Origin of the sequence: Kribbella sp. NPDC023972 (assembly GCF_040639075.1) — a bacterium.
Taxonomy (GTDB): Bacteria; Actinomycetota; Actinomycetes; order Propionibacteriales; family Kribbellaceae; genus Kribbella.
The window spans coordinates 25,706-43,924 of the sequence record NZ_JBEZZH010000014.1 but is presented as its reverse complement, the minus strand read 5'-3'; the positions used below and the strand labels follow the sequence as shown (position 1 = coordinate 43,924).

The window sequence follows — 18,219 nt, the reverse complement described above, 5'->3', positions numbered from 1 at the left end:
GTTTCGTGTCCGAGTCAGGCAGTCCTAGACTGTCGGATGACCGGGCCTCGTGAATCCCTTCACGAGGGACCACCGGGTGACCAGACTCCAACCTCCAGGCCAGGATGAGATGAGCCAGAGCGCGTCGGCACGGCAGTCAGCCGAGACCGCGGATGTGATCGTCGTCGGTGCGGGGCCGGCCGGTTCGGCCGCCGCCTACCACCTGGCCAACGCCGGACTCGACGTCCTGCTGCTGGAGAAGACCGCCTTCCCGCGGGAGAAGGTGTGCGGCGACGGGCTCACCCCGCGCGGCACCAAGCAGCTCATCAACATGGGCATCGACATCTCCGAAGAGGCCGGCTGGATCCGCAACTACGGCCTGCGCATCCAGGGCGCCGGGCACGTCCTGCAGCTCGACTGGCCGGACCTGTCCAGCCACCCGAACTACGGGCTGACCCGGAACCGGATGGACTTCGACGACATGCTCGCCCGGCAGGCCGTCAAGGCCGGCGCCCGGCTGCACGAGCGGACCAACGTGACCGCGCCGATCCTGGACGACAGGGGCTTCATCGTCGGCGTCACCGCCAAGCCGGTCGACGACAACGGCCGCCGTGCCGGTGCCGATGTCGAGTTCCGGGCGCCGCTGGTGATGGCGGCCGACGGCAACTCGTCCCGGCTCAGCGTCGCGATGGGCCTGCACAAGCGTGACGACCGCCCGATGGGGGTCGCCGTCCGCACCTACTTCACCAGCCCGCGTCACGACGACGACTACCTCGAGTCGTGGCTGGAGCTGTGGGCCGACGACCCGCAGAACCCGGGCCAGCGCAACCTGCTGCCCGGCTACGGCTGGATCTTCGGGATGGGCGACGGCACCGTCAACGTCGGTCTCGGCATCCTGAACACGTCCGAGGCGTTCGGCAAGGTCGACTACGCCGACCTGCTGAAGCAGTGGCTGAAGAACACGCCGGCGGAGTGGCAGTTCACCGACGAGTTCCAGACCATCCCGATCCGCGGTGCGGCGCTGCCGATGGGCTTCAACCGGCAGCCGCACTACACCCGCGGCCTGATGCTGCTCGGCGACGCCGGCGGCATGGTCAACCCGTTCAACGGCGAGGGCATCCCGTACGCGATGGAGTCCGGGGCGTTCGCCGCCGAGGTCGCCGCCCAGGCTCTGCGCCGGCAGCCGAACCAGCGCGAGCGCGCGTTGTCGGCGTACCCGAAGGCGCTGAAGCAGGAGTACGGCGGGTACTACACGCTCGGCCGGATCTTCGTGAAGCTGATCGGAAATCCGGAGGTGATGCGGCTGTGCACGAAGTACGGTCTGCCGCGCACCACGCTGATGAAGTTCACCCTGAAGTTGCTGGCCAACCTCACCGACCCGCGCGACGGCGACGTGATGGACAAGATCATCAACGGCCTCACCAAGGTCGCCCCCGCGGCCTGATCAGGCGGGGCGAGTGAGATGAGCCACAGCGGTACTGATAACACAGTGCTGATCCATCGGCACTGATCCAGGACAGACAGACCACCGGCTGAAGGAGGGAGCACGAACCCGATGCACCCTTACGTACCGATCCTCGTTCTCGGTGTGCTCGCGGCGATCTTCGTGGCGGGCACCTTGGTGACGAGCGCGCTGGTCGGACCCCGGCGCTACAACCGGGCCAAGCTCGACTCCTACGAGTGCGGGATCGAGCCGACCCCGCAGCCGGTCGGTGGCGGGCGGTTCCCGGTGAAGTACTACATCACCGCGATGCTCTTCATCGTGTTCGACATCGAGATCATCTTCCTCTACCCGTGGGCGGTCGCCTTCGACCAGATGGCGCTGTTCGGGCTGATCGAGATGGTCATCTTCATCGTCACCGTCTTCGTCGCCTACGCCTACGTCTGGCGTCGCGGCGGACTGGAGTGGGACTGAGCTATGGGTGTTGAGGAACAGCTTCCGGCCGGCGTACTGCTGACCACGATCGAGGGACTCTCCGGGTACATGCGGAAGGCCTCGTTGTGGCCGGCAACCTTCGGGCTGGCCTGCTGCGCGATCGAGATGATGACCACCGGCGCGCCGCGGTACGACGCCGCCCGGTTCGGCATGGAGGTCTTCCGGGCGTCGCCCCGGCAGGCCGACCTGATGATCGTGGCCGGCCGGGTGAGCCAGAAGATGGCCCCGGTGCTGCGCCAGATCTACGACCAGATGCCGAACCCGAAGTGGGTGCTCGCGATGGGTGTCTGCGCGTCGTCGGGCGGCATGTTCAACAACTACGCGATCGTGCAGGGCGTGGACCACGTCGTACCGGTCGACATGTACCTGCCCGGCTGCCCGCCGCGGCCGGAGATGCTGCTGGACGCGTTCCTCAAGCTGCACGACGACATCCAGCACAGCAAGCTCGGCGCGCACAAGCGGGCGGAGCTGCAGGAGCGGGAGGCCGCCGCGCTGGCTGCCTCGCCGACGATCGAGATGAAGGGGCTGCTCAGGTGACCGAGCGGAGCGAGGGCACAACAAAGCAGAGCAGCGCCTCGCTCAGCTGCGGACGAGCGAAGCGAGGGAGCAGATGAGCGAGCACCAGCCCGAGAATCTGCCGGCGACCTCGCCGGCCGGCGACGCTCAGACGCCGGCAGCGGAGGTGGTGGACCAGCGGCAGGGCATGTTCGGGGTCCGCGGGACCGGTGACACCTCCGGCTTCGGCGGCCTGCGCCGCCAGGTCGCCTTGCCCGGCGGTACGCCGAAGCCGTACGGCTCCTGGTTCGACGGCGCGACCGACCGGCTGGAGAGCCTGGTCGGCGACGGCGCGATCGAGAAGGTCGTGGTCGACCGCGGCGAGCTGACCCTGCACGTGCAGCGCGAGCGCCTGGTCGAGGTCTGCAAGCACCTGCGCGACGACGAGGCGCTGCGATTCGAGTTCTGCTCCGGCGTCAGCGGCGTGCACTACCCGAACGAGACCGGCCGTGAGCTGCACGCGGTCTACCACCTGATGTCGATGACCCACAACCGCCGGATCCGGCTGGAGGTGTCCTGCCCGGACGCCGACCCGCACATCCCGTCGATCGTCTCGGTCTACCCGGCCAACGACTGGCACGAGCGGGAGACCTGGGACTTCTTCGGCATCATCTTCGACGGTCACCCGGCGCTGACCCGGATCCAGATGCCGGACGACTGGCCGGGTCACCCGCAGCGCAAGGACTACCCGCTCGGCGGTATCGACGTCGAGTACAAGGGCGCCGTCATCCCACCGCCCGACACGCGGAGGTCGTACAACTGATGACCACTACAGACCCGTACGCGACCACTCGCGACACCACCGAGGGCAAGGTCTTCACCGTCACCGGCCAGGACTGGGACTCGGTCGTGGCCGGCCTCGGCGAGGAGCCCGAAGAGCGCGTCGTCGTCAACATGGGCCCGCAGCACCCGTCCACCCACGGCGTGCTCCGGCTCATCCTGGAGCTCGAGGGCGAGACGGTGACCGAGGCCCGCTGCGGCATCGGCTACCTGCACACCGGTATCGAGAAGAACATGGAGTTCCGCTCCTGGACGCAGGGCGTCACGTTCTGCACCCGGATGGACTACCTGTCGCCGTTCTACAACGAGGCGGCGTACTGCCTCGCGGTCGAGCGGCTGCTCGGGATCGAGGACCAGATCCCGGAGAAGGCGAACGTGATGCGGGTGCTCCTGATGGAGCTCAACCGGATCAGCAGCCACCTGGTCTGCATCGCCACCGGTGGGATGGAGATCGGCGCGCTCACGGTGATGACGATCGGCTTCCGGGAGCGGGAGATGACGCTCGACCTGTTCGAGCTGATCACCGGCCTGCGGATGAACCACGCGTTCATCCGGCCGGGCGGTGTCGCCCAGGACCTGCCGCCGGGTGCGCTGGACAAGATCCGCGAGTACATCACCTGGATGAACAAGCACCTGCCCGAGTACGCCGAGCTGTGCAACGCGAACCCGATCTTCAAGGCCCGGCTGCAGGACGTCGGCCACCTGGACCTGACCGGCTGCATGGCGCTCGGCATCACCGGCCCGACGCTGCGCTCGACCGGGTACGCGATGGACCTGCGCAAGACCCAGCCGTACTGCGGTTACGAGACGTACGACTTCGACGTACCGACCTGGGACTCCGCGGACTCCTACGGGCGGTTCCGGGTCCGGCTGCAGGAGATGCACGAGTCGCTGAAGATCGTCGAGCAGTGCGCCGACCGGCTGGCCAAGATGGAGGGCGAGCCGGTGATGGTGGCCGACAAGAAGATCGGCTGGCCGAGCCAGCTGGCCGTCGGCACCGACGGGATGGGTAACTCGCTCGACCACATCAAGCACATCATGGGCGAGTCGATGGAAGCCCTGATCCATCACTTCAAGCTCGTCACCGAGGGCTTCCGGGTGCCGGCCGGCCAGGCGTACGTGGCGGTCGAGTCGCCGCGCGGCGAGCTGGGCTGCCACCTGGTCTCCGACGGCGGCACCAAGCCGTACCGGGCGCATTTCCGTGACCCGTCCTTCGCAAACCTGCAGGCGATGCCGATCATGTGCGAGGGCGGCATGGTCGCCGACGTGATCGTCGCCGTCGCCAGCCTTGACCCGGTGATGGGTGGAGTGGACCGATAGATGGCCGAGAATCACGCGACTGCGACCGACAAGCCGGTGCCGTACAGCACCGGTGACTCGAACATCACCGACACCACGATCGCGGAGCTGCGCGAGCTGGCCGCCCGGTACCCGGTCGGCCGGTCCGCACTGCTGCCGATGCTGCACCTGGTGCAGTCGGTCGAGGGCCGGGTCACCCCGGAGGGCATCGAGGCGTGCGCCGAGGTGCTCGGGCTGACCGGCGCCGAGGTGTCCGCGGTGGCGACCTTCTACACGATGTACAAGCGCCGCCCGGTCGGTGACTACCACGTCGGGGTCTGCACGAACACGCTGTGCGCCGTGATGGGTGGCGACCTGATCTTCGAGCGGCTGAAGCAGCACCTCGACGTCGGCAACGACGAGACCACCGAGGACGGCAAGATCACCCTCGAGCACCTGGAGTGCAACGCCGCCTGCGACTACGCGCCGGTGATGATGGTGAACTGGGAGTTCTTCGACGACATGACGCCGGAGTCGGCCACCCAGCTGGTCGACGATCTGCGCGAGGGCAACGAGGTGAAGTCCCCGCGCGGCGCGACGATCTGCACCTGGCGCGAGGCCGAGCGGGTGCTGGCCGGTTTCCCCGACGGCCGCGCCGACGAGGGCCCGACCGGTGGCAAGGCGACGCTGGCCGGTCTGCGGCTGGCCCGCGAGCGCAACTGGACCGCGCCCGGTGGACGCGGCGGCTCCCCGGCGCCGCTCGACGGTGTCCCGGGTCCACGGCCCGAGGACCAGCCCGGACGTGAGTCGCAGGCCGTCCACACCGACGACTCCCGGAAGGAGGACTGACCATGCTGACCCCGGTACTGTCCGACAACTGGGACCAGATCCGTTCCTGGCAGCTGGCGTCGTACCAGCGTCAGGGCGGGTACGACGCGCTGCAGACCGCCCTGCGGATGCAGCCGGCCGACGTGGTCACCGCGGTCAAGGACTCGGGTCTGCGCGGCCGTGGCGGCGCGGGCTTCCCGACCGGGATGAAGTGGTCGTTCATCCCGCAGGACAACCCGAAGCCGAAGTACCTGGTGGTGAACGCGGACGAGTCCGAGCCGGGTACCTGCAAGGACATCCCGCTGATGCTCGCGTCCCCGCACACGCTGGTCGAGGGCGTCATCATCGCGTCGTACGCGATCCGCGCGAGTACTGCGTTCATTTATGTCCGCGGTGAGGTGCTGCACGTGGTCCGCCGGCTGCAGCAGGCGGTCGAGGAGGCGAAGGCGGCCGGTTTCATCGGCACCGACATCCTCGGCAGCGGCTACGACCTGGACGTGATCGTGCACGCCGGCGCCGGTGCGTACATCTGCGGCGAGGAGACCGCGCTCCTCGACTCGCTGGAAGGCCGTCGCGGACAACCCCGGTTGCGTCCTCCCTTCCCGGCCGTGGCCGGTCTGTACGGCTGCCCCACAGTGATCAACAACGTCGAGTCGATCGCGTCCGTTCCCGCCATCATCAAGAACGGCGCGGACTGGTTCTCCTCGATGGGCACCGAGAAGTCCAAGGGCATGACGCTGTACTCGCTGTCCGGGCACGTCACCCGGCCGGGCCAGTACGAGGCGCCGCTGGGCATCACGCTGCGGCAGCTGCTCGACCTGGCCGGCGGTGTCCGCGAGGGTCACGAGCTGAAGTTCTGGACCCCGGGCGGGTCCTCGACGCCGCTGCTGACCGCCGAGCACCTCGACGTACCGCTGGACTACGAGGGTGTCGGATCGGTCGGCTCGATGCTGGGCACGAAGGCGCTGCAGATCTTCGACGAGACCACCTGCGTGGTCCGCGCCGTCCTGCGCTGGACCGAGTTCTACAAGCACGAGTCCTGCGGCAAGTGCACCCCGTGCCGTGAGGGCACCTGGTGGCTGGTGCAGATCCTCGAGCGGCTGGAGCACGGCAAGGGCACCGAGGAGGACCTCGACACCCTGCTCGACCTGTGCGAGAACATCCTCGGCCGGTCGTTCTGCGCGCTCGGTGACGGTGCGACCAGCCCAATCACCAGCTCGATCCAGTACTTCAAGGACGAGTACCTGGCGCACTTCGAGAACGGCGGCTGCCCGTTCGACCCGATGGCATCGACCGTCTTCGCGACAGCTGGAGCAAGCGCATGACGATCCAAGCGAACCCGCCGGCCGGGTCTGAGGTGGAGCGCACCGACCTGGTGACCGTGACCATCGACGACATCGAGGTCAAGGTTCCGAAGAACAGCCTGGCGATCCGGGCCGCCGAGCAGATCGGCATCCAGATCCCGCGGTTCTGCGACCACCCGCTGCTCGACCCGGTCGGCGCCTGCCGCCAGTGCCTGGTCGAGGTCGTTGACGCGGGCAACGGCCGGGGGATGCCGAAACCGCAGGCGTCCTGCACGCTGACGGTGGCCGACGGCATGGTGATCCGCACCCAGGTGACCTCGCCGGTCGCGGACAAGGCCCAGCACGGGAACATGGAGTTCCTGCTGATCAACCACCCGCTGGACTGCCCGGTCTGCGACAAGGGCGGCGAGTGCCCGCTGCAGAACCAGGCGATGACCAACGGCCGCGGCGAGACCCGGTTCACCGAGATCAAGCGGACCTTCCCGAAGCCGATCAACATCTCGGCCGAGGTGCTGCTGGACCGCGAGCGCTGCGTGCTGTGCGCCCGCTGCACCCGGTTCTCCGAGCAGATCGCCGGTGACCCGTTCATCGCGCTGGTCGAGCGGGGTGCGCTGCAGCAGGTCGGCATCTACGAGAAGGAGCCGTTCGAGAGCTACTTCTCCGGCAACACCATCCAGATCTGCCCGGTCGGTGCGCTGACCAGCGCGGCGTACCGGTTCCGGTCCCGGCCGTTCGACCTGGTCTCGGTTCCGTCGGTGGCGGAGCACGACTCCTCGGGTGCGGCGATCCGGGTCGACCACCGGCGCGGCAAGGTGATGCGCCGGCTGGCCGGGGACGACCCCGAGGTCAACGAGGAGTGGATCTCCGACAAGGACCGATTCGCGTTCAACTACGCGAGCACCGGTGACCGGCTGACCCACCCGCTGATCCGCGAGGACGGCGAGCTGCGGCCGGCCTCCTGGCCGGAGGCGCTGACGGTCGCGGCGGAGAGGCTGACCGCGGCCCGTGGCAACGCGGCCGTGCTGACCGGCGGCCGGCTCACCCTCGAGGACTCCTACGCGTACTCGAAGTTCGCGCGGGTCGCCCTCGGCACCAACGACATCGACTTCCGGGCCCGGCCGCACTCCGCGGAGGAGGCGGACTTCCTCGCCGCCGCGGTGGCCGGCACCGGCCTGGGTACGACGTTCGCCGACCTGGAGAAGGCCGGATCGGTGCTGCTCGTCGGGTTCGAGCCCGAGGAGGAGGCGCCGTCGGTGTTCCTGCGGCTCCGCAAGGGCGTCCGCTCGCACGGCACCAAGGTCTTCACGGTCGCGGCGTTCGGTTCGCGCGGGGTCGAGAAGCTGAACGGCGTCGTCGTACCGGCGTCGCCCGGCACCGAGGCCGCCGTACTCGCCGACCTCGGCAACGCCGGGGAGACCGGGGCGGCCGCGCTGGCGGCGCTCGGCTCCGACTCGATCATCATCGTCGGCGAGCGGCTGGCGACTGTGCCGGGCGGGTACTCGACGGCGCTGCGGCTGGCGCTCGACACGGGCGCCCAGCTGGCCTGGATCCCGCGCCGTGCGGGTGACCGGGGCGCGCTCGAGGCGGGCTGCCTGCCGGGGCTGCTGCCCGGCGGACGGCTGGTGTCGGACCCGCAGGCCCGGGTCGACATGCAGGCCGCGTGGGGTGTGGACAGCCTGCCCGCCCAGGTGGGCCGGGACCTGAGCGAGATCATCGCTTCGGCCGGATCGCTGCAGGCGCTGGTGGTGGCGGGTGTCGAGATCGACGACCTGCCGGACCCGGCGGCGGCGCTGGCCGCGCTGGCGGCCGCGCCGTTCGTGGTCAGCTTCGAGGTCCGTCAGTCCCAGGTCACCGAGCACGCCGATGTCGTCTTCCCGGTGGTTCCGCCGGCGGAGAAGGACGGCACCTTCGTCAACTGGGAGGGTCGCGAGCGGCCGTTCCCGGTGGTGCTGAAGGTCCCGGCCGCGATGCCCGACGTCCGGGCGCTGGCCGCGCTGGCCCAGGAGATGGACCGCTCGCTCGGGTTCACCACTCCGGCCGGTGCGAAGAAGGAGTTCGACGAGCTCGGCCGCTGGGACGGCGACCGCGCGCAGGAGCCGACGTACCAGGCCGGTCCGGCGCTCGGCGCGTTCGACTCCACCCGGCTGGCGACCTGGCGGATGCTGATCGACGACAGCCGCGCGAACGACGGCGAGCCGCACCTGACCGCGACGGCGCGGACTCCGGTCGCCCGGATCTCGCTCACCACCGCGCACCGGGTCGGTGTCGCCGACGGTGACGAGCTGGTGGTCAGCACCGACGCCGGGTCGATCCGGCTGCCGGTGGTGATCACCCCGATGACCGACAACGTGGTGTGGCTGCCGGCCAACTCGGCCGACTCCCACGTCCGCCGGTCGCTGCACGCAGACCATGGCTCGATCGTCACGATCGCCGGAGGGAACTCATGAACGAGCGGAGCGAGTTCATCATCAAGCGCAGCGCCTCTCGTGCCTCATCGGCGCCCGCAGCGAAGCGAGGACGCCGATGAGTTTGATCCCCCTCGCCACTCCCGATGCCGGGTTCGGCAGCGACCCGTGGTGGGTCATCGGCCTGAAGGTGCTGCTGGTCTTCGTCTTCCTGGTCGTGCTGACGCTGTTCAACATCTGGTGGGAGCGCCGGGTGGTGGCCCGGATGCAGCACCGGATCGGCCCGAACGTGCACGGACCGGCCGGTCTGCTGCAGTCGCTCGCCGACGGCATGAAGCTGATGTTCAAGGAAGACCTGATGCCCAAGGGCGTCGACAAGTTCCTCTTCGTCGCCGCGCCGGTGATCGTGTCGATCCCGGCCTTCCTCACCTTCGCGGTGATCCCGTTCGGGCCGACGGTGAAGATCCCGTTCACCGACACCTACACCCGGCTGCAGCTCACCGACCTGCCGGTCTCGGTGCTGTACGTGATGGCGGTCGCCTCGATCGGCATCTACGGCATCGTGCTCGGTGGCTGGTCGTCCAACTCGACGTACTCGCTGCTCGGCGGCCTGCGCTCCAGCGCCCAGATGATCTCCTACGAGGTCGGCATGGGCCTGGCGCTGGTCACGGTGTTCCTGTTCGCCGGGTCGATGTCCACCTCGGACATCGTCGAGGCGCAGGGGTCGAACCAGTCGATCCCGTTCTTCGGCACCGACATCCCGATCCCGGGCTGGTACGCGTTCCTGCTGTTCCCGTCGTTCGTGATCTACGTGATCTCGATGGTCGGCGAGACGAACCGGGCGCCGTTCGACCTGCCGGAGGCCGAGGGTGAGCTGGTGGCCGGCTTCCTGACCGAGTACTCGTCGATGAAGTACGCGATGTTCTTCCTGGCCGAGTACATCAACATGGCGACCGTGTCCGCGCTGGCGACCACGCTGTTCCTGGGCGGCTGGCGGGCGCCGTGGCCGATCTCGATCTGGGACGGCGCGAACTCCGGCTACTGGCCGGTGCTGTGGTTCGTCGGCAAGATGATGCTCTTCATCTTCTTCTACATCTGGCTGCGCGGGACGCTGCCACGGCTGCGCTACGACCAGTTCATGAAGCTGGGCTGGAAGATCCTGATCCCGGTCTCGCTGGGCTGGATCCTGCTGGTCGCCACCGTCCGCGCGGTGGGCCGGGAGACCACCTTCAGCCGTACGACGCTGCTGGTGGCCGCGGGTGTGGTCCTGCTGATCGCGATCATCACGATGTTCATCCCGCAGAAGCCCAAGCCAGACAAGATCACCGAGGACGACCGGGCGAAGGAGTTCGACGCCTTCGCGGGTGGATACCCGGTGCCCCCACCGCTCGTCAACACTCCGAGCCGAAACGAGGCGGACGTCAGCCGTGGCTGAGAAAAAGACAGTCAAAGAGTCCCTCTGGGATCCGGTAGCCGGGTTCGGGGTCACCTTCCGGACGATGTTCCGCAAGGTGTTCACCGAGCAATACCCGTTCGAGAAGAAGCCGACCGCGCCACGCTTCCACGGCCGCCACCAGCTGAACCGCTGGCCGGACGGTCTGGAGAAGTGCGTCGGCTGCGAGCTGTGCGCGTGGGCCTGCCCGGCGGACGCGATCTACGTCGAGGGCGCGGACAACGTCGACGACACCGCCGACGGCTCCGGCCGCTTCTCGCCCGGTGAGCGCTACGGCCGCGTCTACCAGATCAACTACCTGCGCTGCATTCTCTGCGGTCTGTGCATCGAGGCCTGCCCGACCCGGGCGCTCACCATGACCAACGAGTACGAGCTGGCCGACCGCACCCGCGAGTCCCTCATCTACGAGAAGAAGGACCTGCTCGCGCCGCTGCTGCCGGGGATGCAGGAGCCGCCGCACGAGATGCAGCTCGGCAGCACCGAGAAGGACTACTACCTCGGTCTGACCGGTGCCGCGGCACCGGCCGAAGGTGGTGACCGCAAGTGACCCCGCTGGTCACCGGCGCCCAGGTGGCGTTCTGGATGCTGGCGCCGATCATGGTGCTGGCCGCGATCGCGATGGTGCTGGTCCGCAAGGCGGTGCACTCCGCGTTGCTGCTGGCCACTGTGATGATCTGCCTGGCCGTCCAGTACGCCGCTCAGGACGCGCCGTTCCTGTTCGCCGTACAGATCATCGTCTACACCGGCGCGATCCTGATGCTGTTCCTGTTCGTGCTGATGCTGGTCGGTGTGGACGCGAGCGACTCCCTGGTCGAGACGATCCGCGGGCAGCGGCTGCTGGCCGGGCTGGCGTTCCTCGGCTTCGCGATCCTGCTGGTCGCGGCGGTCGGCAACGCGGTGTACGGCAACCCGACCGGGCTGGCCGACGCGCAGCCGGACGGCAATCCGAAGGGGATCGCGCAGCTGCTGTTCGGCAAGTACGTGTTCGCCTTCGAGGTGACCTCGGCACTGCTGATCACCGCGGCACTCGGCGCGATGATGCTGGCGCACCGCGAGCGGCTGACCAAGAAGCGCACCCAGCGCGACCACGCCGAGGAGCGGATCCGCAAGTACGCCGAATCCGGCGTCCACCCCGGTCCGCTGCCGACTCCCGGCGTACTGGCCCGGCACAACGCCGTCGACACGCCGGCGCTGCTGCCGGACGGATCGATCGCGCCGACCTCGGTTTCGCGGGTGCTGCAGGCCCGTGGCACCGTGTACCCCGAGGCGCAGGAGCGGTCGGACGTCGACGAGGTCCGCAAGCTCAACGCGGGTGAGGTCGGCGACGAGGTTCCGTCCGAGCCGGAGAGCACGGACCTGACCGGATACGGCGAAGGAGAGCGGAAGTCGTGACCACTGAGCCCTACATCGTGCTCGCGGCGATCCTGTTCAGTATCGGTGCGCTCGGCGTGCTGGTACGCCGTAACGCCATCGTCGTCTTCATGTGTGTCGAGCTGATGCTGAACGCGACCAACCTCGCGTTCGTCAGCTTCGCCCGCCAGCACGGCAACCTCGACGGCCAGATCGCCGCCTTCTTCGTGATGGTGGTGGCCGCGGCCGAGGTGGTCATCGGGCTGGCGATCATCATGGCCATCTTCCGCACCCGTCGCTCGGCCTCGGTCGACGACGCCAACCTGCTCAAGTACTGAGGTAAGCACCGATGAGTCATGAGCTGACGTGGCTGCTGGTCGCGGTCCCGGCCGTGTCCGCGGCGATCCTGCTGCTGGGTGGCAAGGCCACCAACGCGTGGGGTCACCTGCTGGGGACGCTGGCGCCGCTGATCTCGTTCGCCTGCGGCGTTGTGCTGTTCTTCCAGATGCGTGGCCGCGGCGGCGAGGAGCGGTCCGAGACGGTCCGGCTGTTCGAGTGGTTCTCGGTCGGCAGCATCAAGGTGGACTTCACCCTGCTGATCGACCCGCTGTCGATCCTGTTCGTGCTGCTGATCACCGGTGTGGGTTCGCTGATCCACATCTACTCGATCGGCTACATGGAGCACGACCCGCGCCGGCGCCGGTTCTTCGGGTACCTGAACCTGTTCATCGCGGCGATGCTGCTGCTGGTGCTCGCGGCCGACTACCTGCTGGTGTTCGTCGGCTGGGAAGGTGTCGGCCTGGCGTCGTACCTGCTGATCGGGTTCTGGCAGCACAAGGACTCCGCCGCGGTCGCCGCGAAGAAGGCGTTCGTGGTGAACCGGGTCGGTGACATCGGCCTCTCGCTCGCGGTGATGAGCATGTGGGCGCTGTTCGGCACGTCCGCCTTCGCAGGAGTCGACGCGGGTGCCGAGAACGTGTCGGGCACCTGGGCCACACTGCTCGGCCTGATGCTGCTGCTGGCGGCCTGCGGTAAGTCCGCGCAGGTGCCGCTGCAGTCCTGGCTGCTGGACGCGATGGAGGGCCCGACCCCGGTGTCGGCGCTGATCCACGCGGCGACCATGGTCACCGCGGGCGTCTACCTGGTGACCCGGTCGCACGCGATCTACGAGCACACCGAGGCCGCCTCCACCGCGGTCGTCATCGTCGGTACGGTGACCGCGCTGGCCGGTGCGATCATCGGTTGCGCCAAGGACGACATCAAGAAGGCGCTGGCCGGTTCGACGATGAGCCAGATCGGCTACATGATGCTCGCCGCGGGTCTCGGCCCGGCCGGGTACGTGTTCGCGATCTTCCACCTGCTCACCCACGGCTTCTTCAAGGCCAACATGTTCCTCGGCGCCGGCTCGGTGATGCACGGCATGAACGACGACGTGAACATGCGCCACTACGGAGCCCTCCGGACGCCGATGAAGATCACCTTCGTCACCTTCGCCTTCGGCTACCTGGCCATCCTCGGCATCCCGCCGTTCGCCGGCTTCTTCAGCAAGGACAAGATCATCGAGGCCGCGTTCGCGGACAACCTGGTGATCGGCCTGTGCGCGCTGCTCGGCGCCGGCATCACCGCGTTCTACATGACGCGGGTGATGCTGATGACGTTCTTCGGCAAGAAGCGCTGGGCCGACGACGTGCACCCGCACGAGTCGCCCGCGGTGATGACCTGGCCGCTGATCATCCTGGCCGCGCTGTCGCTGGGCGGCGGTGCGCTGTACTTCGCCGGTCACTGGATCGTCGACTGGCTGGAGCCGGTGGTCGGTCACGAGGAGCACCACCCGCCGGTCAGCGCGCTGGTGATGACCCTGATCACCCTCGCGGTGGTTGCCGTCGGCATCGTCATCGCGGTGCTGCTGTACCGCCGGGAACTTCCGCGGGAGGCGCCGGCAGGCTCCCCGGTCACCACCTTCGCCCGCCGTGACCTGTACGGCGACGCGCTGAACGAGGCGGTCCTGATGCGCCCGGGCCAGTACCTCACCCGGACGCTGGTCTGGCTGGACAACCGCGGTGTGGACGGCCTGGTGAACGGGCTGGCCGCGTTGTTCGGCGGCATGTCCGGCCGGCTCCGCCGGTTCCAGACGGGCTTCGTCCGTTCCTACGCACTCAGCATGGTCTTCGGCGCCGCATTCGTGGTCGTCGCCCTCCTCGCGGTGAGGTTGTCGTGAACATCGGTTGGCTGACCCTGTTACTGCTCCTGCCGTTCGCCGGGGCACTGGCGACGATGCTGGTGCCGAGGGCGAAGGCGCTGCTGGCCAAGCAGGTCGCACTCGGCTTCTCGCTCGTCACGCTGGTGCTGACCGCGGTCATCGCGGTCGGCTACCAGCGCAACGGCGCCGAGGACTACGCCGAGACGCACACCTGGATCGAGCCGTTCGGGGCGCACTTCGCGCTCGGCCTCGACGGCGTCGGTGTCGTGCTGGTGGTGCTGACCGCGCTGCTCACCCCGATCGTGATCGTCGCGTCCTGGAACGACGCGGAGAACGGCCGCTGGTCGGAGAAGTCCTTCTTCGCCTGGATCCTCGGCCTGGAGGCGCTGTCGCTCGGCGTGTTCGCCGCCACCGACGTGTTCCTGTTCTACGTGCTGTTCGAGGCCACGCTGATCCCGATGTACTTCCTGATCGGTGGGTTCGGCGGTGCGCAGCGCTCGTACGCCGCGGTGAAGTTCCTGCTCTACTCGCTGCTCGGCGGTCTGCTGATGCTGGCCTCGGTGATCGGGCTGTACGTCCTCTCGTCCCAGGCCGGTGACCCGTCGTACCTGCTCACCGACCTGATGAAACTGGACATCAGCCAGAACACCGAGCGGTGGCTGTTCCTCGGCTTCTTCTTCGCCTTCGCGGTGAAGGCGCCGATGGTGCCGTTCCACACCTGGCTGCCGGACGCCGCCGCCGAGGCGACCCCGGGCACCTCGGTGCTGCTGGTCGGCATCCTGGACAAGATCGGCACCTTCGGGATGATCCGGTTCTGCCTGAACCTGTTCCCGAACGCGTCCGAGTGGGCCACCCCGGTGGTGCTGGTGCTGGCGCTGATCTCGGTCCTGTACGGCGCCCTGGTGGCGATCGGCCAGACCGACATCAAGCGGCTGATCGCCTACACCTCGATCTCGCACTTCGGCTTCATCGTGATGGGTATCTTCGCGCTGACGTCGCAGGGCCTGACCGGGTCGACGCTCTACATGTTCAACCACGGCCTGTCCACGGCGGCGCTGTTCCTGGTCGCCGGGTACCTGATCTCCCGGCGCGGGTCCGCGCGGATCGCCGACTACGGCGGGGTGGAGAAGGTGGCGCCGGTCCTGGCCGGGACCTTCCTGTTCGCCGGCCTGTCCAGCCTGGCGCTGCCCGGCCTGTCGCCGTTCATCTCCGAGTTCATGGTGCTGGCCGGGACGTTCAGCCGGCACAAGGTGCTCGCGGTGATCGCCGTCCTGGGTATCGTGCTGGCCGCGCTCTACATCCTGATCATGTACCAACGCCTGATGACCGGGCCGGTGCGTGACGGGATCGAGAAGCTGAAGGATCTGAACGTGCGCGAGGTGGCCGCGATCGCGCCGCTCGTCGTACTGATCATCGGCCTGGGGATCTTCCCGAAGCCGGTGGTGGACATCATCAAGCCGGCGGTGGAGTCGACGATGCAGCACGTGGGCGTGACCGACAAGGCTCCGGAGATCCCCGTGACGGAGGGACAGAAGTGATCGCGCAGCTGCTGCCGCTGGCAGACTTCACCGCGCCGAAGATCGAGTACGGCGAACTGATGCCGCTGTTCGTCGTGTTCGGTGCGGCCTGCGTCGGTGTGGTGGCCGAGGCGTTCCTGCCCCGGTCGCTGCGGCACCTGGTCCAGCTGGCGATCACGGTGGTCGCGATCGTGGTGGCCGGTGTGCTGACCGCGATGCTGATGGTCGACAACAAGGAACTGGTCGCGGCGATGGGGTCGATCTCGGTCGACGGCCCGGCGCTGTTCACCTGGGTCATCCTGCTCGCGCTCACGTTGATCAGCGTGCTGCTGTTCGCCGAGCGCTCGATCGACGGCGGACTGTCCGCGTTCGCCGGCCAGGCGGCCGCCGTACCGGGGTCCGAGGCCGAGCGGGAGGGCACCGCGGCCAGGGTCGAGCACACCGAGATCTTCCCGCTGACGTTGTTCGCGGTCGGCGGCATGATGCTGTTCGCCTCGGCCAACGACCTGCTGGTGATGTTCGTCGCGCTCGAGGTGTTCTCGCTGCCGCTGTACCTGCTCTGCGGTCTGGCCCGGCGTCGCCGGCTGATCTCGCAGGAAGCGGCGATGAAGTACTTCCTGCTCGGTGCGTTCGCGTCGGCGTTCCTGCTGTTCGGGATCGCGCTGCTGTACGGGTACGCCGGGACGATGTCGCTCGGCGGGATCTCGGACGTGCTGGCCGACAAGACCGGCGGCGACGCGATCCTGCTGGCCGGGACCGGCCTGGTCGGTGTCGGCCTGCTGTTCAAGGTGGGCGCCGTACCGTTCCACTCCTGGACGCCGGACGTCTACCAGGGTGCGCCGACGCCGGTCACCGGGTTCATGGCGGCCTGCACCAAGATCGCCGCGTTCATCGGGCTGATGCGTGTCTTCTACGTCGCACTCGGCGGCACCCGCTGGGACTGGGCGCCGATGATGTGGGTCGTCGCGATCCTCACCATGGTGGTCGGCTCGATCGTCGCGATCACCCAGACCGACGTGAAGCGGATGCTGGCCTACTCCTCGATCGCGCACGCGGGCTTCCTGCTGACCGCGTTCGTCGGGCTGGCGCAGGCCGGGAGCGGCGTGCACAGCGGGATCACCTCGACCCAGGCGGTGCTGTTCTACCTGGTCACCTACGGGTTCCCGACCATCGGCGCCTTCGCCGTCGTCACGCTGGTGCGCGACGCGGGCGGCGAGGCGACGCACCTGTCCCGCTGGGCCGGGCTGGGCAAGAAGTCCCCGCTGCTGGCCGGCATCTTCGCCTTCTTCCTGCTCTCCTTCGCCGGTATCCCGCTGACCGCGGGCTTCACCGGCAAGTGGGCGGTGTTCACCGCCGCCTGGACCGGCGACGCCTGGCCGCTGGTCGTGGTCGCGGTGCTGTGCAGCCTGGTCGCCGCGTTCTTCTACGTCCGGGTGATCGTGCTGATGTTCTTCTCCGACCTCCCGGCGGACGCGCCGGACGTGGCCCTGCCCGGCTGGCAGACCACGACCGCCGTCGCCCTCGGTCTCGCCGCCACGGTGGTGCTCGGCCTGGTTCCCGGACCGGTGCTCGAGCTGGCGGCCCGCGCGGGTGAGTTCATCCGTTGAGTCCGAACCCGCTGCCGGCCGCGAGCCTGGGATTCGCGTTCGCCGACGAGGCGCTCGAATCCCGGGTTCGTGCTGGGCTGGAGTCGGTCGAGCAGGCGCTGCGCGAGTCGACCCAGTCCGAGGCGCCGTTCGTCACCGCGGCCGCCCAGCACGTGATGGTTGCCGGCGGCAAGCGGTTCCGGCCGCTGCTGGTGCTGCTGGCGGCCGAGTTCGGTCCGGCACCGGCGGCTGACGACGTGGTGAAGGCGGCCGTGGTGGTCGAACTGACCCATGTCGCGACGTTGCACCACGACGACGTGATGGACGAGGCCGCGCTCCGGCGTGGCTCGTCCACCGCGAACGCGGCCTGGGACAACTCGGTCGCGATCCTCTCCGGCGACTGGTTGTTCGCCCGCGCCTCGGACCTGGTCGCCGACCTCGGCCCCGAGGCGGTCCGGATCCAGGCCCGCACCTTCGGCCGGCTGGTCGAGGGGCAGATCCGCGAGACCCTCGGCGTCGGCGACGGCCAGGACCCGCTGGCCCACTACCTGTCCGTCATCGCCGACAAGACCGGCTCGCTGATCGCGACGTCGGCTCTCTTCGGTGCCCGGTACGCCGGTGCACCCGTTGAAGTACAGGAGTCGTTGCGCGCGTTCGGGGAGGAGATCGGGGTCGCGTTCCAGTTGGCCGACGACATCCTCGACATCGCCTCGGACTCCGGCCAGTCCGGTAAGACCCCGGGCACCGACCTGCGCGAGGGCGTGCCCACTCTGCCGGTGCTGATCTTCCGCGCCCAGGCGGACCGGGGCAATCCGACGGACGCCCGGTTGCTCGAGCTGCTCGACTCGGATCTGTCCGACGACGCCCGCCTGGCCGAAACCCTCGAACTCCTCCGCGCCCACTCCGCCTTCCGCCAGGCCGAGGACGACGTACGCCGCCGTGCCACCGACGCCCGCAAACTCCTCTCCGCCCTCCCCGAAGGCCCCGCCCGCCAGGCCCTCGACTCCCTCTGCGACCTGGTAGCCACCCGCTCCGTCTGACCAGAGGC

16 protein-coding genes are annotated in these 18,219 nt (G+C 68.6%); all 16 read left to right on the top strand.

Annotated features, from left to right (window positions below; translation table 11 throughout):
* The first annotated feature begins 109 nt into the window (after nt 1-109).
* The 16 genes from AB0F43_RS35435 to AB0F43_RS35360 all read left to right on the top strand — a co-directional run bounded on the left by AB0F43_RS35435 (nt 110) and on the right by AB0F43_RS35360 (nt 18,211).
* Nucleotides 110-1,423 (top strand): geranylgeranyl reductase family protein, encoded by a 1,314-nt coding sequence (locus tag AB0F43_RS35435; RefSeq protein WP_360487300.1) that lies wholly within the window; start codon nt 110-112, stop codon nt 1,421-1,423.
* 111 nt (nt 1,424-1,534) lie between these two features.
* Entirely contained in the window at nt 1,535-1,894 is a 360-nt protein-coding gene (locus AB0F43_RS35430) for an NADH-quinone oxidoreductase subunit A (protein ID WP_132209850.1), read from the top strand.
* A gap of 3 nt (nt 1,895-1,897) precedes the next feature.
* Nucleotides 1,898-2,452, top strand: coding sequence for an NADH-quinone oxidoreductase subunit B family protein (locus AB0F43_RS35425; RefSeq protein WP_360487297.1), 555 nt, complete (start codon nt 1,898-1,900; stop codon nt 2,450-2,452).
* Nucleotides 2,453-2,525: 73 nt separating this feature from the next.
* Nucleotides 2,526-3,233 carry an NADH-quinone oxidoreductase subunit C gene (locus tag AB0F43_RS35420; protein ID WP_360487294.1) on the top strand — a complete coding sequence of 236 codons (708 nt, stop codon included), beginning with the start codon at nt 2,526-2,528 and terminating at the stop codon, nt 3,231-3,233.
* Nucleotides 3,233-4,570, top strand: coding sequence for an NADH-quinone oxidoreductase subunit D (locus AB0F43_RS35415; RefSeq protein WP_360487291.1), 1,338 nt, complete (start codon nt 3,233-3,235; stop codon nt 4,568-4,570). Before AB0F43_RS35420 ends, AB0F43_RS35415 begins: the two co-directional genes overlap by 1 nt.
* Entirely contained in the window at nt 4,571-5,377 is an 807-nt protein-coding gene (gene nuoE / locus AB0F43_RS35410; protein WP_360487288.1) for an NADH-quinone oxidoreductase subunit NuoE, read from the top strand.
* 2 nt (nt 5,378-5,379) lie between these two features.
* Nucleotides 5,380-6,681, top strand: a complete 1,302-nt coding sequence (nuoF, locus tag AB0F43_RS35405; protein ID WP_360487285.1) for an NADH-quinone oxidoreductase subunit NuoF — start codon at nt 5,380-5,382, stop codon at nt 6,679-6,681.
* On the top strand, nt 6,678-9,107 hold the full coding sequence (locus tag AB0F43_RS35400) for an NADH-quinone oxidoreductase subunit G (protein ID WP_360487282.1): 2,430 nt from the start codon (nt 6,678-6,680) through the stop codon (nt 9,105-9,107). Before nuoF ends, AB0F43_RS35400 begins: the two co-directional genes overlap by 4 nt.
* Nucleotides 9,108-9,183: 76 nt before the next feature.
* Complete coding sequence (gene nuoH, locus AB0F43_RS35395) at nt 9,184-10,500, top strand: NADH-quinone oxidoreductase subunit NuoH (protein WP_360487279.1); 1,317 nt, start codon at nt 9,184-9,186, stop codon at nt 10,498-10,500.
* Nucleotides 10,493-11,065, top strand: coding sequence for an NADH-quinone oxidoreductase subunit NuoI (nuoI, locus tag AB0F43_RS35390; RefSeq protein ID WP_360487276.1), 573 nt, complete (start codon nt 10,493-10,495; stop codon nt 11,063-11,065). The genes nuoH and nuoI overlap by 8 nt, the downstream gene beginning before the upstream one ends.
* 35 nt (nt 11,066-11,100) lie before the next feature.
* Entirely contained in the window at nt 11,101-11,910 is an 810-nt protein-coding gene (locus AB0F43_RS35385; RefSeq protein WP_360487616.1) for an NADH-quinone oxidoreductase subunit J, read from the top strand.
* Nucleotides 11,907-12,206, top strand: a complete 300-nt coding sequence (gene nuoK, locus AB0F43_RS35380) for an NADH-quinone oxidoreductase subunit NuoK (protein ID WP_130384807.1) — start codon at nt 11,907-11,909, stop codon at nt 12,204-12,206. Before AB0F43_RS35385 ends, nuoK begins: the two co-directional genes overlap by 4 nt.
* Before the next feature lie 11 nt (nt 12,207-12,217).
* Entirely contained in the window at nt 12,218-14,086 is a 1,869-nt protein-coding gene (nuoL, locus tag AB0F43_RS35375) for an NADH-quinone oxidoreductase subunit L (protein ID WP_360487273.1), read from the top strand.
* Nucleotides 14,083-15,606: an NADH-quinone oxidoreductase subunit M gene (locus AB0F43_RS35370; protein WP_360487270.1), complete on the top strand. Its 1,524-nt coding sequence runs from the start codon at nt 14,083-14,085 to the stop codon at nt 15,604-15,606. Before nuoL ends, AB0F43_RS35370 begins: the two co-directional genes overlap by 4 nt.
* 59 nt (nt 15,607-15,665) lie before the next feature.
* Entirely contained in the window at nt 15,666-17,192 is a 1,527-nt protein-coding gene (gene nuoN / locus AB0F43_RS35365) for an NADH-quinone oxidoreductase subunit NuoN (RefSeq protein ID WP_360487613.1), read from the top strand.
* Complete coding sequence (locus AB0F43_RS35360; protein ID WP_360487267.1) at nt 17,189-18,211, top strand: polyprenyl synthetase family protein; 1,023 nt, start codon at nt 17,189-17,191, stop codon at nt 18,209-18,211. Before nuoN ends, AB0F43_RS35360 begins: the two co-directional genes overlap by 4 nt.
* The last annotated feature ends 8 nt before the right edge of the window (nt 18,212-18,219 follow it).

What these genes read in the sequence shown, in the direction of transcription:
- AB0F43_RS35435 (WP_360487300.1), top strand. Translation starts at nt 110, where the DNA reads ATGAGCCAGAGCGCGTCGGCACGGCAGTCAGCCGAGACCGCGGATGTG.
- AB0F43_RS35430 (WP_132209850.1), top strand. Translation starts at nt 1,535, where the DNA reads ATGCACCCTTACGTACCGATCCTCGTTCTCGGTGTGCTCGCGGCGATC.
- AB0F43_RS35425 (WP_360487297.1), top strand. Translation starts at nt 1,898, where the DNA reads ATGGGTGTTGAGGAACAGCTTCCGGCCGGCGTACTGCTGACCACGATC.
- AB0F43_RS35420 (WP_360487294.1), top strand. Translation starts at nt 2,526, where the DNA reads ATGAGCGAGCACCAGCCCGAGAATCTGCCGGCGACCTCGCCGGCCGGC.
- AB0F43_RS35415 (WP_360487291.1), top strand. Translation starts at nt 3,233, where the DNA reads ATGACCACTACAGACCCGTACGCGACCACTCGCGACACCACCGAGGGC.
- nuoE (WP_360487288.1), top strand. Translation starts at nt 4,571, where the DNA reads ATGGCCGAGAATCACGCGACTGCGACCGACAAGCCGGTGCCGTACAGC.
- nuoF (WP_360487285.1), top strand. Translation starts at nt 5,380, where the DNA reads ATGCTGACCCCGGTACTGTCCGACAACTGGGACCAGATCCGTTCCTGG.
- AB0F43_RS35400 (WP_360487282.1), top strand. Translation starts at nt 6,678, where the DNA reads ATGACGATCCAAGCGAACCCGCCGGCCGGGTCTGAGGTGGAGCGCACC.
- nuoH (WP_360487279.1), top strand. Translation starts at nt 9,184, where the DNA reads ATGAGTTTGATCCCCCTCGCCACTCCCGATGCCGGGTTCGGCAGCGAC.
- AB0F43_RS35385 (WP_360487616.1), top strand. Translation starts at nt 11,101, where the DNA reads ATGCTGGCGCCGATCATGGTGCTGGCCGCGATCGCGATGGTGCTGGTC.
- nuoL (WP_360487273.1), top strand. Translation starts at nt 12,218, where the DNA reads ATGAGTCATGAGCTGACGTGGCTGCTGGTCGCGGTCCCGGCCGTGTCC.
- nuoN (WP_360487613.1), top strand. Translation starts at nt 15,666, where the DNA reads ATGCCGCTGTTCGTCGTGTTCGGTGCGGCCTGCGTCGGTGTGGTGGCC.